This is a genomic window from Sinorhizobium sp. FG01, assembly GCF_002531875.1.
Taxonomy (GTDB): domain Bacteria; phylum Pseudomonadota; class Alphaproteobacteria; order Rhizobiales; family Rhizobiaceae; genus Sinorhizobium; species Sinorhizobium fredii_C.
Window position 1 is genome coordinate 339,130 of sequence record NZ_NWTB01000004.1, and the last position, 14,396, is coordinate 353,525.

A 14,396-nucleotide genomic window follows, 5' to 3' on the forward strand; every position below is an offset into this window, starting at 1 on the left:
GAATATGGTTAGGATCACGATCGATGGGCAAATGCTGGATGTGGAGCCCGGTTCCACAATACTGCAGGCCGCCCAGCGTCTGGGCACCGAAATCCCGACATTCTGCTATCTGAAGCGACTGCCGCCGCTCGCGTCATGCCGCATGTGTCTGGTGGAGATCGAGGGACTGCGGCGGCTGCAGCCCTCCTGCGCGACGGCGGTCACTGATGGCATGGTCGTGCGGACGAACACGCCGCTGATCGAGGAAACGCGGTCCTCAATGCTCGACATGCTGCTCGCCAACCATCCCCTCGACTGTCCGATCTGCGACAAGGGCGGCGAGTGTGAACTGCAGGACATGGTGATGGACTACGGGCCCCGCAGAAGCGAGTTCCGCGATCCCAAGCGCGTCTTTCACTCCCGGGACATTCGCCTCAGCCCGGTGATCATCATGAACGTCAACCGCTGCATCCAGTGCCAGCGCTGCGTGCGGATCTGCGAGGAAGTGGTTGGCGCGGTCGCCCTGGGCACCGTCGAAAAAGGCATGGATACTGCCGTCACCGGCTTTGAGGGCAGCCTCGCGAGTTGCGACCAGTGCGGCAATTGCGTCGAAGTCTGTCCGGTCGGCGCGCTGATGAGCTTCCCCTACCGCTACAAGGCGCGCCCGTGGGACCTGGCCGAGACCGATACGGTCTGCCCGCATTGCGGTACGGGCTGCCAGCTCACCGTTGGCGCGAGAAAGGGCGAGTTTATGCGGGTCCGCTCGAAGGAAGAGCACGGGGTGAACCGCGAAACGCTCTGCGTGCGGGGACGTTTCGGCCTTGACTTCGTCGAGAGCCGAGACCGGATCAGGCGACCGATGATCCGTCGTGATGGCGCCCTGGTGCCGGTTTCATGGAGTGAGGCCGGTGACTACCTGCGCCTACGCCTGTCGGCCGTCGAGAACAAGGCAGCGGGCGGGCTCGCCTCTGCGCGCCTGCCCAATGAGGTGCTCTACCAGTTCCAGAAGCTGATGCGGACGGTATTCCGGACCAACAACATCGACTGCTCGGCGCGCTGGTCCGCCCCCTTCGATGCGCTCGGCCCGCTGCTGGCAAGCTTCTACACGCGTGCCTCCCTGCACGAAGTGATCGGCAAGGACTGTGTGCTGGTGATCGGCGGCAACGTAACGGAGGAAAACCCGGTTACCGAATACCTGCTGCGCGATGCGGCGAGGCGGCGGCAGGCCGGATTGCTCATGCTCTCGGCGCGGCCCTCCCGTCTCGACGCCGATGCCCGGGCGGTGCTTCGCGTGCCGCCGGGCGGAGAAGCGGCGAGCCTTGCGGCAGTGGTGGCAGGACTCCTGCCGAGCGAGGCCTTTGCGGACATCGGCGCCACGACGGTCGGTGAAGGGCCGGACCGTTTTGTTGCCGCTCTCAAGGAAGTCCGCAGCGTCAGCGTGCTTGTCAGCGTCGGCCTCCTCAGATCATCCGAAGCGCGCGCGACGCTGCAGCAAGTCAACAACCTGCTGCAGGCTCTCCGCCTGCTCGGTAAGGACGTGGCGATGCAGTTTCTCTTCGACAGGGCCAATCAGCTGGGCGCCTGGGACATGGGGGTTCTGCCGGAGAGTCTGCCGGGACTTTCGGCCATCGACGACGATGTTGCGCGTGCAGCTCTCGGGCGGGCCTGGGGCGCCGAGATTCCGTCTGCACCGAGCGCGAGTTTCGACGCCATGCTGGAACTCTGCGATATCGGGCGAATGGGTGCGCTCTATATCGTCGGAAGCGATCCCGTGATGACCTATCCCGATCGAAGGATCGCGCAGATGGCGCTTGGCGCCGCCGATTTTTTGATCGTGCAGGACGCGTTTCTCACGGATACGGCCGGCGTTGCCGATGTGGTGCTGCCCGCTGCAAGTTATGGAGAGGAAGCGGGCACTTTTACCAACAACGAGGGCCGGATCCAGAAGCTGCGCAAGTTCCGCGAACCCGCCTTCGACGCCCGGGGCAATCTGGAGATATTCGACTTCGTCGCGCAGCTCTGTGATCATGCGCTGCAGCCATCGTCGCAAGGCGAGATTTTCGACGAGATTGCCCGGCTTGTCCCAGCCTATCACGGATTGACGCAGGACGGGCTTGGTTCCGATGGCGCGTTCACAAGTGCGATTCCGACGCCACCGTCAGGCGTGTTCTTCGCGGCGCCGCCGAGACCGAAGGTCGACGACGGGCTGATGCTGATGACTGGCGATTGCCTGTTCCACAATGGATACCATTCCGAGCGCTCGGAGATCCTGAATACGGTCGCGGATGACCCCTATGTCGAGTTGAGCGAGCAGGATGCCGTGCGACTCGGCCTTTCGGATGGCGATCAGGTCGTCGTGCGATCCGCCCGGGGCGAATTGACCGCGAAGCTCAAGGTCAACAGGCGCTTTCCGCGCGGCCTCGTCTTTGTTCCCGAGAACTACCGGGCCCTGCGCCTCAACAGTCTGATGCAGCGGGGTGAGTATCCTTGTCCGGTGGAGGTTCAAAGGGCGCCTGCGCCATTCGAGATCGGTCCCCATTCCGAACCCGCGATGAGCGCTGGGGATCTCGGCCAAGGCATTGCCGGCTCGCCCTGACCCCGTTTCTCACCCGCAGTCAATGATCTCTTTAGTGATAGTGGGTTCCGCTAATATAGTCGTACAGATCCTGCTCGGTGCGCTGCGCTTCGTCGAGCCTGTGCTTGACCACGTCGCCGATGCTGACCACGCCGACGACGTCGTCTCCCTCCATGACCAGCACGTGGCGGGTGCGCCGCTGCGTCATGATCGCCATTACAAAGGGCAGCAGATCCTCAGTCGAACAGATCGCCACGCTGCGGTTCATGATGTCGGCGACAGGCATCATGGTCGCCTCGCCGCCGTACTCGGCCATGGCATTGCAGCAATCTCGTTCCGAGAGCGTTCCGAGGAACTCCCCCGGCGACTGACTGACGACCACGAAGCCGATATTGTTATCGCGAAACAGCCGCAGGACTTCCACCATAGGTTGATCAGGGGTGACCGCGATCACTCCGACGCCTTTGTTTTTCACGATTTCGCCGACAAACATCTGAGCCTCCTTTCCAAGCACGTCGGTTTGGCAACGAGCGCGCTTTCACCGTCTCCGGATATTTCGCCACCAGTTGTAGCCCTGCGGCTCGTTCGTCTCGACCAGCACGTCTTTTTCCGTGTTCAGGCGCGCGGCGACCACGCCGCCGCCGGTCGCCGCCTTGCCGGGCTTGGCGAGCAGGTCGTCGCGTCCGATCACCAAATCGCGCGAGGAAAAACTCGAGAATTCATACTGTTGGCCGAGCGCGATTGCATCCGCCGGGCAGGCGTCCTCGCACAGGCCGCAGAACAGGCAGCGGGCAGTGTCGATCTCGAACTTGATCGGGCGCCGGTTGCCCTTCTCATCTTCGTAAGGAACGACCTCGATGCAGTAGCAGGGACAGATCCGCGCGCAGAGCTCGCAGGCCACGCACTTGATCTCGCCCTCTTCGTCACGCTTCAGGAAATGGTGGCCGCGATAACGCGAATAGGGCAGCCATTTCTCCTTATCCGGATACTGCATGGTCACGGTCTTGGAGAACATGTAGCCGAAGGTCAGCCCCAGACCCTTCGCCAGGTCGGCAAAGAACGTCCAGCCGATCCATGTTCCGATCATGTCCTGTGCGCGCGACATCGCCGCCCCGCTATGGAGCCGCCAGGGCCCCTCTAAGAGAAAGCAATCCCAGTAATAATTATGTTCGCCATCGACAAAGGAAGCAAGACTTTCCATCCGATCGCCATCAGCTGGTCGTAGCGGTAGCGGGGGAAAGTAAAGCGGAACCACATGAACAGATAGACGAAGAAAGCGACCTTGAGCGCGAACCAGAGGAGCGGCGGCAACGGGATCAGCACGCCGTTCCAGCCGCCGAAGAACAGGATCACCGTCAGGACCGACACCAAAAGCATGATGACGTATTCGCTGACCATGAAGAAGGCGAAACGGATGCCGCTATATTCGGTATGAAAGCCCGCCCCGAGATCGCCTTCCGCTTCCGCCAGGTCGAAGGGGATACGCTGAGCTTCAGCGAGCCCGGCGACGAAGAAGACGAAGAAGCCGATCGGCTGGTAAACGATGTTCCAGACATCGGCCTGGGCCCGCACGATTTCGAGCAGGCTCATGGATTGCGCCAGCATGACGACGCCGATCACCGCAAAGCCCATCGGGATTTCGTAGCTGATCATCTGCGCGCAGGTCCTGAGGCTGCCGAGGACCGCGTATTTGCTGTTCGCCGCCCAGCCGCCGATGATGACGCCATAGACCTCAAGGCCGATCACCGCGAAGACGAAGAGCAGCGCCACGTTCATGTTGGATACGTAGAGGGTGATTTCGTTGCCGAGCACCGAAACGCTCTCCCCGAAGGGGATCGCGACGAACACGACAAAGGGCGGGGCGAGCGCCAGGATCGGCGCCAGCTTGAACAGGAAGCGGTCGGCCTCGGTGGGGATGTGGTCTTCCTTGGTGAGGAGCTTGATGCCGTCCGCCACCGGCTGCAGCAGTCCGTGCCAGCCCACGCGCATCGGCCCCATTCGCTGCTGGATGTGCCCGGCAATCTTCCGCTCTACCCAGGTCAGTGGCAGGGGCAACAGCAAGAGGATCGCAATCAGCAGCGCGACCTTGAAGACGATCAAGCCAAGGGCAACGACAAGCTCCATGATCCGCAGCTACTTATCCAACAGTTGAAACACGCGACCGGACTTTCCCCTTGACTATACACTAGCCTCGCGTCGTCTGTCTCTGAGCTGGTGGGTGTACTGGCTCTTCGATGGGAGTAATGCGGAGGTCGACCCAACGACATGACGCCGGGGCCGAGGCGGCTGCCCACCCGGAGGAGGCCCGGGACTGGATGGGCGACTTCGACTTGGACCTCCGTACTTGTCCGGTAAATGCATGGAAATGCGGATTCGTTCCGCCTTCCTCCAAGCGGAAATGAACCATTGCCGCCGTCATGAGTTTTCCTGACAGGACTGTCACAAGCCAGGAGGAAAACGGCATGGATTGGAATCGAGTCGAAGGTAACTGGAAACAGGTGAAGGGCAAGATCAAGGAGCAGTGGGGCAAATTGACCGACGATGATCTTGACCAGATCAACGGCAACATGGATCAGCTGGAGGGCAAGATTCAGGAGCGGTACGGCATCGAAAAGGACCGTGTGCATCGGGATCTCGATGATTGGTACAATCGACAAACCTGGAACTGACCCCCAAAACTAGCCCCGCTTCGTGCGGGGTTTTCTTTGCGTCGGAGGAGGCACGTTCCGGTGCTGCACTGCGGTGAGGGCGTGCAGTGCATCCAAAACGCAAACGAGAACCTTGTGCATCACGCGAAGCCCCGAGTTGCATCGCTTCCGCTTTTCAAGCATCCTTGAAAATAAGCAGCTCAGCCAGCTCGCGCGGAGGCGAAAAGTGCCCGATCAGGCCAATGCAGTTGACGCTTTCGTCGGCCAACGTATCCGAATGCGCCGCGAGGGATTGAGAATGGACGAGAAGAATTTCGGCGCGGCGCTCGGTGTGTCGGTAGCGCAAGTCCGAAGCTACGAACAGGGGACAGGCCGCGTGTGCGCGACCCAGTTGCTGACGATGGCGGACGTTCTGCAGGTGCATTTTTCTTTTTTCTTCGAGGATGCGCTGGGGGCGACGGATGGCGGGGTGCCGAAGACGGTTGGAGGGAAGGACGTGAGCACATCGATGGTTTTCCGATCGCGGATCGTCAGGCGGTGGCGTATTATCCGGCCCGGTCTCTGGGGCGGCAGGACCTTGGTTCTATCGGTCGGTTGAGGTGGTCTTGACGGGGGCTGGCTATCACCTCAGGACCTTCGGCGAATTGCGGCTGAGCGATGCGGCCGGCGGCGCTGTCGCGTGTCCCGAGCGCGGCCTGTTGATCCTCGCCTATCTCTCGGCGTCCGGGCAAAAAGTCGCGACCCGCGACAAGCTCGCGACCATGGTCTGGCCGGACAGGGAAAAAAGCGTCGCGTTCAAGAACCTGCGCTCGACCTTGTGGCGCATGCAACACCTGGTGACGCCCGCCGGTGCGGTTCTGTCTGCCACGGAGACGGAGGTGGCGTTGGGGCCGATCTCCTGCGATGTCTCCGGCTTCGAGGAGTTAGACGGCTCCGAAGAGAGCTTCCGCAACGGCCTTTCGCTCTGGCGCGATACGTTCCTGTCTTCGGCGGATCTGCCGCCCGGACGCTACGCGGACTGGGCGATGGAAAAGCGACGCAGCTTCACGGAGGTACTGCGGAGCGCACTCATCGATGTGGAACGACGGTCCGCGGACCGGCCGACGTTGCGCGCCGCCTGTGCGCATCTGCTGGAGCTCGACCCCTCGGATGGAGCCGTTCGCGAGATCCTCCAGCGCGTAAGCCACGGTCAGTTTCTAAGTATCAGAACTCCGAGCGCAGCAACTTTGCAGCAAGCCGAATTCTCTGAATGGGGGACGCAAGCGGGTGGGTCGGAAACCGTGCGCTTGCCGCGTGTCGCGCTGCTTCCGCCGGCCGCCTTCGGTAGCGATCCGATGCTTCATGCGGTCAGCGTGGCGGTGATCGAGGACATAACGATCGGGCTCTGTTCGCTGAGGTCGATGACGGTCGTCGCACCCTATACCGCCGAGCGCATCCGAGAAGCGGCGGACAAGGCGGCGTTTCTCGAGCGGCACGGCGTCACCTACGCGCTCGATTGCCGCATGTCGGACCAGGGGCTCTTCACGCAGCTCATTTTCCTGCCCACCGACCAGATCGTCTGGGCCGATCGCTTTCCAATCTCGCCCGCGGGCCTCGTCAAGCAGCGGCAGGATATCGCTTACCATGTTGCCCGGGCGGTGACAGAGCAGGTGGAGACGAGACAGGCAGACCACTTCGATTTCGTGACGCATCCGGAGGCTTACTATGCCTATCTCGGGGGATTGCGACATCTTTCCGGACTCGGCCTCCCAGATGTTCGCAGGGCGCGCCGCGATTTCCGCGAGGCATTGAAGTATAGGCAGGACTTTGCACCGGCGCTGAGCGGCATTGCCCGAACCTACGTCAATGAATGGCTTCTAACCGCCCGCGGCGACAATGAGCTCCTTTCGACAGCGGAGCGCCATGTGAAGGACGCCATTGCGAGCAACGATCATCTCCCTGCGGCTCACCGCGAAGCAGGGGTCGTAAAACTCTACCAAGGCGATCTGGACGAAAGCCTTGATTCCCTCGACCGGGCAGAGCAGTTGAGCCCGCACTATGCCGACGTTCTTTACAGCCACGCGGATACGCTGGTCCACGTCGCGCGTCCGGCCGAAGCTCTTGACAAGCTCGGTAAGGCGCTGGCGCTCAATCCACTAGCACCGGATGCCTATCTGTGGAGTGCCGCGGGTGCCAGCTATTTCCTAGGACAGTACGAGGACTGCATCGGTTTCGTTCAAAGGATGAAGGACAAGACGCCGGCTGACAGAATCGTCGCTGCAAGTTGGGCGATGCTTGGCGACCGAAAGAAGGCGCGGCAGCACAGGATGCGGGCTTTGAAGGCAAACCCGTCTTTCGACTTGGACAAATGGTTGGCCGTCGTTCCGATGAAGGAGCAATGGCAGAAAGATCTTTATCGAGAAGGGCTGAAGAAGGCGGGTTTTTAACAGGGGCTTAAGGGGGAAATATGGCCAAAGTCGTTGTGATCGGGATTCCGGGGGAGTCGGGCCTTTGGGTGGCAGATCTTGGAAACCGAACAGTCACGCCGCTTAACTCGGTGACGGGCGATCTAGCGGTCGTGAACGGGTTCCGAAAGCCGGGCGCCGTCATCGCCAAGAATGTCGATCTCGCGGTCGCCGTATCGTCAGTCGATGATGTCTTTGCGGGCCACTTTGACGGCGACCGAACCGGATATTGACCGTTTGGCGAACCCTGGGGATGGCTATTCCGACAGGGTATGCACGCCGGACGAAACTTTTCATCGCGTTCGACCCTGTCTCGCCGCCTTCGGCGTGACGAGGGTCGCCCGGCACACGGGGCTCGACAAGATCGGGATCCCGGTCTGGTGCGCCTATACGCCGAACTCGCAGTCGATCGTCGTCGCGCAGGGCAAGGGGCGGACGGATGCGGAGGCGCGTGCATCCGCGGTCATGGAGGCGCTTGAGCGGGCAGTCGCCGGCGAGCCGGACGTCGAGGTGGTCGTGGAGACGCCCGACAATCTGCGTGCCTCCGGCCGGGCGTACGATAGCCTCGGCGCGCTGATCGCGGCGGGGTGGGACGATATCCCCCCGGACGAGGCGATCGAATGGGCCGGCGGCACCGATCTGATCTCCGGCCACGAGGTCCTCGTCCCGCTCGAAGCGGTGCTTCTCGATCGCACGAGGCCTTCGCGTTTCTGGATGTCGTCGGATGGGCTGGCATCGGGCAACACCATGCCGGAGGCAATCCTGCATGGCTTGCTCGAGCGGGTCGAGCGTGACGCGCATGTCTTGTGGCGCGTCTCCGGCGAGGAGGCCCGCCACCGGGCATGCGTGGCCCCGGAGGATCTTGACGACCCGGCCCTCGACGCGCTCATCGGCCGCATCGAGGCGGCGGAGCTCGAGTTGCGGCTTTTCGACATCACCAGCGACACCGGCATTCCGTGCTTGCTGGCGCTGCTCGGCCCGCGCGGCACGGCGACTGCCGGAAATCTCCGCTTCGTCGAGGTCACGAGCGGTTGCGGCGCGCATCCGTCCGCCGTCCGGGCTGCGATCCGCGCGGTGACGGAGGCAGCGCAGTCGCGGCTCACCTATATCGGCGGCGCTCGCGACGACGTTTACCCCGAGACCTTCAGCCGGCCCTTGCCGGAGTCGACGCGGCGCGCCTTTCTCGCAACGCCGCGGCCGATGACGACACCGGTCGCCCACACGGTCACGCCTGTCGAGGAATTGCTAAGCTACACGATCTCCTGTGTGAAGAAGGCGGGTGTGCGGTCTGTCATCGCGGTCACGCTCTCTCGTGACGATCTGCCCTTCGCTGTCGTCAAAGTGCTCGTGCCGGACCTTGAGAGTCCCGACGGCGAGCGGGCGCGCCGCTTCGGGTCGCGTGCGCTGTCGAGGGCGATTTCGTCGTGAGGCGGTGCGGCCGCGCCCGGAGCTTCCTGTGCCAAATGGAACTGCAAGAGGCAGGCGAGCGCGCGTAAAATACCCCGGCGCGGATTGGCGAAACTGTCGCGTAACACCACTGAAGGGTGTGCAACGCTCGTGCAACGCGCGCGAACGGGAAATTCCTTTATAGTCCCTTCGCGAGGGTAGTACAGGCTATGGGGGTTCGGATGACTAACTCTATTTCGGCAGCGGCGGACCATGAAGCGGAACTTGCGAGCATTGCCAGAATGCTGGCCCATATCCGCGACAGCGCCCGCGCCTTGGACGCGCAGGCGCTGGAATATTGCATCGACATGGCGCTTCAGGCTGTCACCAGCGAACTGCGCGATCGGCGTGAGTTCGCAGCCGCAGGAGCCGATTTCGCGGGCGGCGTTCGCCTGCTGCAGTGAGCGCCCCGGGCTGTGCTTATAGCGCCGGTCATATTTTCGCGCCCCAATCCTTGTGCTTGTCACAGGGATCCAGCAGCGCCGCCTCCGCGGCGCGGCAGAGTCTTTCAGCCAAAGGCTTACCGGTCGAGTTCCGGATAGACCCTGTCGAGAAAGCCTGGCCGTAGCTTTTCACCGATCATGCAATCCGTTGCCGTCTCGGTCGCAGCGAAGCTGAGCCTAAGGGGAGGCGCCACCCCGCTCACCTCGAGGATCAGCTTCTGACGGATGGCGATTGCGAAATCCTCTGCCTCGTGCACCGGAAGAACGAAGGAGCCGGGCCCGCCGATCACGCATTCCGCATAATACTGATCGAGCGGACCGGTCGACACGGACGGGCGGATCAGGATCGAGAGACCGTTGATGACAATGCCTCGCGCAACCGCGTCGTTGCGGGCAGGGGCGACGGGCGGCCCGGTATTGTTGGGGCCATCGCCGGAAATGTCGATGACGCGGCGCACGCCCGAAAAGGCATTGGTATCGATCAGACTCGTGCCGAAGATGATCGCGTTCGAAATCGAGGTGCCGCGCCGCGTTCCGATCGGCCGGGCCTCGAGCTTGGCCGCGAAGGCTTCGGCATCCTCGGCACCTTCGATCACCTGCCACGTGACGACAGAAGCCTCGTTCACCATGCCCGCCCATTCGAAATAGCCGATGGCAATGCGGCCGAGATATCCCCCCTTTACCGCGTTGATGAAATCCGGATGCCTAAGCGCCTGCACATAGCCGGAACGCTGCACCCGCGCTTCCTCCATGTCCATCGAGCCGGACATGTCGACAGCGAGAACCAGCTCCACATCGACATTCGGGGGCGTGGCGGCCGTCTGCATCGGGCTGCCACTGAGCGCCATGATCAATGCCAGCATGCTCAACATCGCATCCGCCAATCGTCATGATCTACAGTCGGACTTCCGAGCCCGCGTCTCAAAACCGTCGAGCTTCAAAACAGAATGTACCACAGGATTGCAAATCGGCGACTGTCCCGGTCGGCCGCGATCTCAATATTATTTGATTGGCGTCTGAGAGAGGGAAGCGGCTCGAACGGTCACTTTGAAAAAAGGGGCCAATTCGCATCTTCCAACGCTGTCGCCGGCGCCGCTTGCACCCAATCTGGCCATGATCGTCCAACAGAACCTCGCCATGCTTCATTTCCCGCCGGAGAACATCGCCCTCGCCGATCGGCTGCAACGCGCCGCCTTTGAGTATTTCCTTGATTACACCGATGCGCGAACGGGGCTCGTCGCCGACACCTCGCGGGCGGGGTCGCCATCGAGTATCGCGGCCACCGGCTTCGGACTGTCCTGCTATCCGGTCGCCGTCGAGCGCGGTTGGATGCGGCGGGGGGATGCAGGTCACCGCGTACTCACGACCTTGCGCTTTCTTGATGGCAGCCGGCAGGGGAGCGATAGGCTCGCAACGGGATACCGCGGCTTCTACTTTCATTTTCTGGACATGCGAACGGGCGAGCGCGCCTGGAACAGCGAACTCTCGACCATCGACACGGCGCTGCTTCTGGCCGGCGCACTGACGGCCGCGGCCTATTTCTCGGGGCCAGATCCGAACGAAACGGAAATCCGCAGTCTTGCAGCGCGACTATATGAGCGGGCGGATTGGGCCTGGGCGCTCAACCGCGGCGATACTCTGACGATGGGCTGGAGGCCGCCGGGGCGTTTCCTGAAGCACCGTTGGCGCGGCTATAGCGAGGCGCTGCTCCTCTATGTCCTGGCGCTAGGCTCCACTAGCCTACCCATTGCGCCGGAGAACTACGGCGCCTATTCGGTGGCACATGAATGGCTGACGATTGGCGGGATGTCGCACCTGCACGCGGGCGCGTTGTTCATCCACCTCTTTCCCCATGCCTGGATCGACTTCCGAGGCATAGGCGATACGGGAATGCGGGCGGCAAGCAGCGACTATTTCGCGAACAGCTGCCGAGCGATCGCGCTTCAGCGGGCGCATGCGGAAGAGAATCCTCATGGCTTTTCCGGCTATTGCCGCAACCTCTGGGGCTTCAGCGCCTGCCATGCGCCGAAGGGCTGGATGCGGCTGCGTGACGGCCGGCGGCAGAGGCTTCTGGGCTATGCGGCACGAGGCGCTCCGTTCGGCGCCGATGACGGGACCCTGGTCCCTTGGGCTCCGCTTGCCGGACTGCCCTTCGCACCGGACGACTGCCTGGATAGCCTTTCGCATCTGCTCGCGCATTATCCGGCACTGCTTCGCGACGGCCGCCTTCCCGGCGGCTTCAATCCGAGCCTGCCGGGCGCAGGGCGCGAGGGCTGGGTCGACGACAGGATTGTCGGGCTTGACCAGGGGCTGTCCGTCATGATGATCGAGAACTGGAGAAGCGGCCTCATCTGGGAACTGACGCGCAGTATCCCGGACTTCAGCCGGGGGCTGAAAAGGGCTGGATTCGAAGGGGGCTGGCTGACACCCGGCGCGGCTTGATGGGACGGAGCATGGGGCAGGGGCATCGGCAGCGGGAAAGCAGAGCGGTCATGGAGGCGGCTGCCGCGATCGAATGGCTGGCGGCCTCCATTCCGGAGGTCGCCTGTTCGGTCGCGACCTCTGACGCACATTTCCAATCGCCAGACGCTTTCTGGTCGAAGCCGGCAAACCTCGAGACCTGCCTGGCCTATCAGGACCGTTTCGCGTCCGGCATGGACGATAAGATTCGAGCGGCGCACCTGGTCGCCTTCTACAGCCATCAGCTGAGCCTTGCGGCGGGCGCGATCTATCTTGTGAGCGGCCTTGTTCCGGTGGTCGCGGGCCTGCGTTTCGAAACCTATTTGCGTGCCCGCGACGGGAGGTCGCTTGTGGCCGGCCGCTTTCATTTCCTCGTCGACCTTCCGCGGAGCGAGAGTGAGATCGAGCCGGACGAGCCGACTCGACGCTTTCACGATGCCTTCGTTGCGCATCTGAAGCCGGTGATCGCGCTGCTGAAACGCCGCTGCGGCCTGTCAGCGCGCGCGCAATGGCGGTTGGCCGCGGACAGTCTCGCCGGCGCTTTCCTGGAGATCGGGCGGCGGCGGCAACGGGAGGACAGGGCGACGGGGCAGGCGCTGGCGATCGTCAAAAAGGCCCACTCGCCGCTTGCCTCGCGGCAGCTTCACTACGAAAAGATCGAAGCGGCCTCCGGCAGTGGGGGAGAGCTTCGCTCCAGGACCTACCGGATCCGCGGCGGCTGTTGCCTTTTCTATCGTGCCGAGGGCGGCAGCTTCTGCGACACCTGCGTGCTGCTCGAGCCCGAGCTTCGACGAGAGATGCTGCGGGCCCACCTGCTCGATAGCAAATGAGACCCTTGCCTTCTCCCCGCGTGCTGCCCGCAGGCGGGGAGAGGACAAGCGGCGAAGGCGCGGGGGCCGGTTAGTGCGCCCGGAGAAACCGGTCGTTGATGAAACCGGAGACGATGCCGAGCACCAGCCAGAAGGCGAGCGTCGTCGCAAGCGCGGCGACGGCGAACTCGGCGCCGAGCACAGCCGGCACGTTGCTGGAAATGTCGAGCGGCTGCGGCGCACCATAAAGATGGGGAGCGGCGACTAGGACGAGACCCGCGAGCTTGGCGACGATTTCCGGGCGGAGTGCCAGCAGATAGAGTCCCACGGCCGAGAGTAGCACCGTCGCCCCCCACCAGAGCTGCCGGTCGCCAAGCTCGGCCGCCGGAAAGCCCGGCAGTTCCGGCGGCAGGCCTACGGCCGGAAGCAGGTGCACGGCGAGCCAGCCGAAGGCGCCCCAGAGCGCGCCATTGGCAAGCGTGATCGGGTAGCCGATCATCAGGCTGATGCCTGCAAGCAGCAACGAGAAGCCGGCGCCGGTGACCAGATTGGCGGCAAGCGTGCCGGAAAAGCGGCTCATGCCGAACATGATGCCGCCTTCCTCGTGTTCTTCGCCCTCATGGGCATAGGCGGGGGTGACCGGCGAAAGTGCTGCGAGCATCTCGCCTAACATCTGGGATCCTTTCAGCGACGAATGCTGCTGATGATCCGTGGCCGGCTGCTCGCCGGCGGGCTGCCCGGTTGCAGCCGGCGCTTCGCCCTCGAATTCTTCCGCATGCAGGATAAGCGGCGTGACCCGCAATTCCTGGGCGCCGGTCATGAAGACGCCGGCGATCAGCCCGGCCACGACCGCGGCCAGAAGTGTCTTGACGATCATTGTCGATTTTCCTCAGCGGGCGTGGCCGCCTTGCGGTAAGCCGGCCCGATTCCATCGACGCAAGCCGGCGCTTGAAGGCGCGGGCGCGTGCCAGACGCACGACGCGCGCTCCGAGCACCGGAGGGTCGATTGTTGTATCGTTTGGTGTGGAACGCGGCAGGCGCTCCATGACTTCGCTTAGTGGCAGGGGAAGCCGTAGGAATGGCGCGTGTCGTGTGCCGTGTCGTGCAGCACGGCCGAATTCGCCAGGCCGGCACCGAAAACGAGGAAGCCACCGATCATGAGGGCGATGATGCCCGCGGTCAGACGGTCGCTGAGGGAGAGCGGAATGCTCGAAACTGTAGACGTAGCCATGACAACCTCCGTGATGGCAATGGGATATTCCCCTTGGGCACTATGCCCGTATCGCTTGGCAGGTTTCCTGGCTCGCAGCGTCAGGTGCCCAGGCTAGCCTAGTCACCAAGGATTTGCCTCGCCTTCCCAGAACCGAACCGCCCTCTCGCGGCTGTTCCAGTGGCTTCTTCCGGATTGCTCCGGAACGGCAAATTCACGCTGCTCTACAGTCGCGGGGTCGGCAGTGATTGAGATGCCCAGCTTGGGTCCATCCGTCACATTCCCGTTTACTCCCGAAACACGTTCGCATTCCGGGAACCAACCGATCAGCGATGATTAGGTGTGGCCGCCAATGATGTCAATCGCGCCGCGGTGGAAAGTG

15 protein-coding genes and 1 riboswitch are annotated in these 14,396 nt (G+C 62.9%); of the genes, 9 read left to right on the forward strand and 6 right to left on the reverse strand.

The genetic code is table 11. The annotated features are described in order from the left end of the window. The first annotated feature begins 4 nt into the window (after positions 1 to 4). A complete protein-coding gene (nuoG, locus tag CO656_RS07095; RefSeq protein ID WP_097525278.1) occupies positions 5 to 2,575 on the forward strand; it encodes an NADH-quinone oxidoreductase subunit NuoG in 2,571 nt (856 codons plus the stop codon). 31 nt (positions 2,576 to 2,606) lie between these two features. Here the strand turns inward: nuoG and CO656_RS07100 are convergent, their stop codons facing one another. The 3 genes from CO656_RS07100 to nuoH are packed head-to-tail and all read right to left on the reverse strand — an operon-like array spanning position 2,607 to position 4,678. Beyond that, on the reverse strand, positions 2,607 to 3,047 hold the full coding sequence (locus CO656_RS07100) for a CBS domain-containing protein (RefSeq protein WP_037415170.1): 441 nt from the start codon (positions 3,045 to 3,047) through the stop codon (positions 2,607 to 2,609). 45 nt (positions 3,048 to 3,092) lie between these two features. After that, complete coding sequence (locus CO656_RS07105; RefSeq protein ID WP_097525279.1) at positions 3,093 to 3,659, reverse strand: NADH-quinone oxidoreductase subunit I; 567 nt, start codon at positions 3,657 to 3,659, stop codon at positions 3,093 to 3,095. A gap of 32 nt (positions 3,660 to 3,691) precedes the next feature. Continuing rightward, complete coding sequence (gene nuoH, locus CO656_RS07110; protein ID WP_037415175.1) at positions 3,692 to 4,678, reverse strand: NADH-quinone oxidoreductase subunit NuoH; 987 nt, start codon at positions 4,676 to 4,678, stop codon at positions 3,692 to 3,694. Between the two features lie 338 nt (positions 4,679 to 5,016). Between nuoH and CO656_RS07115 the strand changes: the two genes are divergently transcribed. From CO656_RS07115 to CO656_RS07140, 6 genes are all read left to right on the forward strand, one after another. Beyond that, on the forward strand, positions 5,017 to 5,223 hold the full coding sequence (locus CO656_RS07115; protein ID WP_037387172.1) for a CsbD family protein: 207 nt from the start codon (positions 5,017 to 5,019) through the stop codon (positions 5,221 to 5,223). A 136-nt stretch (positions 5,224 to 5,359) separates the two neighbouring features. After that, positions 5,360 to 5,800 carry a helix-turn-helix domain-containing protein gene (locus CO656_RS07120; RefSeq protein ID WP_234819727.1) on the forward strand — a complete coding sequence of 147 codons (441 nt, stop codon included), beginning with the start codon at positions 5,360 to 5,362 and terminating at the stop codon, positions 5,798 to 5,800. A 7-nt stretch (positions 5,801 to 5,807) separates the two neighbouring features. Further along, positions 5,808 to 7,628 (forward strand): adenylate cyclase, encoded by a 1,821-nt coding sequence (locus CO656_RS07125; RefSeq protein WP_176536492.1) that lies wholly within the window; start codon positions 5,808 to 5,810, stop codon positions 7,626 to 7,628. A gap of 20 nt (positions 7,629 to 7,648) precedes the next feature. Further along, positions 7,649 to 7,879 carry a hypothetical protein gene (locus CO656_RS07130; protein WP_097525280.1) on the forward strand — a complete coding sequence of 77 codons (231 nt, stop codon included), beginning with the start codon at positions 7,649 to 7,651 and terminating at the stop codon, positions 7,877 to 7,879. 4 nt (positions 7,880 to 7,883) lie between these two features. Further along, positions 7,884 to 9,074, forward strand: coding sequence for a YcaO-like family protein (locus CO656_RS07135; RefSeq protein ID WP_234819728.1), 1,191 nt, complete (start codon positions 7,884 to 7,886; stop codon positions 9,072 to 9,074). A 188-nt stretch (positions 9,075 to 9,262) separates the two neighbouring features. Then, the gene (locus CO656_RS07140) at positions 9,263 to 9,496 is read left to right on the forward strand and encodes a hypothetical protein (RefSeq protein WP_037415184.1); all 234 of its coding nucleotides are present in this window, start codon (positions 9,263 to 9,265) and stop codon (positions 9,494 to 9,496) included. Between the two features lie 116 nt (positions 9,497 to 9,612). Here CO656_RS07140 and CO656_RS07145 read toward each other — a convergent pair whose 3' ends face one another. Beyond that, positions 9,613 to 10,407 (reverse strand): DUF1194 domain-containing protein, encoded by a 795-nt coding sequence (locus CO656_RS07145; protein WP_037415187.1) that lies wholly within the window; start codon positions 10,405 to 10,407, stop codon positions 9,613 to 9,615. A 265-nt stretch (positions 10,408 to 10,672) separates the two neighbouring features. On the opposite strand from CO656_RS07145, the gene CO656_RS07150 reads away from it, so the two are divergent. Beyond that, positions 10,673 to 11,977, forward strand: coding sequence for a glucoamylase family protein (locus CO656_RS07150; protein ID WP_245428514.1), 1,305 nt, complete (start codon positions 10,673 to 10,675; stop codon positions 11,975 to 11,977). Positions 11,978 to 11,988: 11 nt separating this feature from the next. Then, complete coding sequence (locus tag CO656_RS07155) at positions 11,989 to 12,825, forward strand: ferric iron reductase (protein WP_234819729.1); 837 nt, start codon at positions 11,989 to 11,991, stop codon at positions 12,823 to 12,825. 70 nt (positions 12,826 to 12,895) lie between these two features. Here the strand turns inward: CO656_RS07155 and CO656_RS07160 are convergent, their stop codons facing one another. Then, the gene (locus CO656_RS07160; RefSeq protein WP_037415192.1) at positions 12,896 to 13,681 is read right to left on the reverse strand and encodes a CbtA family protein; all 786 of its coding nucleotides are present in this window, start codon (positions 13,679 to 13,681) and stop codon (positions 12,896 to 12,898) included. Positions 13,682 to 13,858: 177 nt separating this feature from the next. Further along, the gene (locus CO656_RS07165; protein ID WP_014329031.1) at positions 13,859 to 14,035 is read right to left on the reverse strand and encodes a CbtB-domain containing protein; all 177 of its coding nucleotides are present in this window, start codon (positions 14,033 to 14,035) and stop codon (positions 13,859 to 13,861) included. A 39-nt stretch (positions 14,036 to 14,074) separates the two neighbouring features. Then, positions 14,075 to 14,352, reverse strand: a riboswitch (cobalamin riboswitch). Between the last annotated feature and the right edge of the window lie 44 nt (positions 14,353 to 14,396).

What these genes read in the sequence shown, in the direction of transcription:
- CO656_RS07100 (WP_037415170.1), bottom strand. Translation starts at nt 3,047, where the DNA reads ATGTTTGTCGGCGAAATCGTGAAAAACAAAGGCGTCGGAGTGATCGCG.
- CO656_RS07150 (WP_245428514.1), top strand. Translation starts at nt 10,673, where the DNA reads ATGCTTCATTTCCCGCCGGAGAACATCGCCCTCGCCGATCGGCTGCAA.
- CO656_RS07160 (WP_037415192.1), bottom strand. Translation starts at nt 13,681, where the DNA reads ATGATCGTCAAGACACTTCTGGCCGCGGTCGTGGCCGGGCTGATCGCC.
- CO656_RS07165 (WP_014329031.1), bottom strand. Translation starts at nt 14,035, where the DNA reads ATGGCTACGTCTACAGTTTCGAGCATTCCGCTCTCCCTCAGCGACCGT.
- nuoG (WP_097525278.1), top strand. Translation starts at nt 5, where the DNA reads ATGGTTAGGATCACGATCGATGGGCAAATGCTGGATGTGGAGCCCGGT.
- CO656_RS07115 (WP_037387172.1), top strand. Translation starts at nt 5,017, where the DNA reads ATGGATTGGAATCGAGTCGAAGGTAACTGGAAACAGGTGAAGGGCAAG.
- CO656_RS07145 (WP_037415187.1), bottom strand. Translation starts at nt 10,407, where the DNA reads ATGTTGAGCATGCTGGCATTGATCATGGCGCTCAGTGGCAGCCCGATG.
- CO656_RS07155 (WP_234819729.1), top strand. Translation starts at nt 11,989, where the DNA reads ATGGGGCAGGGGCATCGGCAGCGGGAAAGCAGAGCGGTCATGGAGGCG.
- nuoH (WP_037415175.1), bottom strand. Translation starts at nt 4,678, where the DNA reads ATGGAGCTTGTCGTTGCCCTTGGCTTGATCGTCTTCAAGGTCGCGCTG.
- CO656_RS07105 (WP_097525279.1), bottom strand. Translation starts at nt 3,659, where the DNA reads ATGTCGCGCGCACAGGACATGATCGGAACATGGATCGGCTGGACGTTC.
- CO656_RS07130 (WP_097525280.1), top strand. Translation starts at nt 7,649, where the DNA reads ATGGCCAAAGTCGTTGTGATCGGGATTCCGGGGGAGTCGGGCCTTTGG.
- CO656_RS07140 (WP_037415184.1), top strand. Translation starts at nt 9,263, where the DNA reads ATGGGGGTTCGGATGACTAACTCTATTTCGGCAGCGGCGGACCATGAA.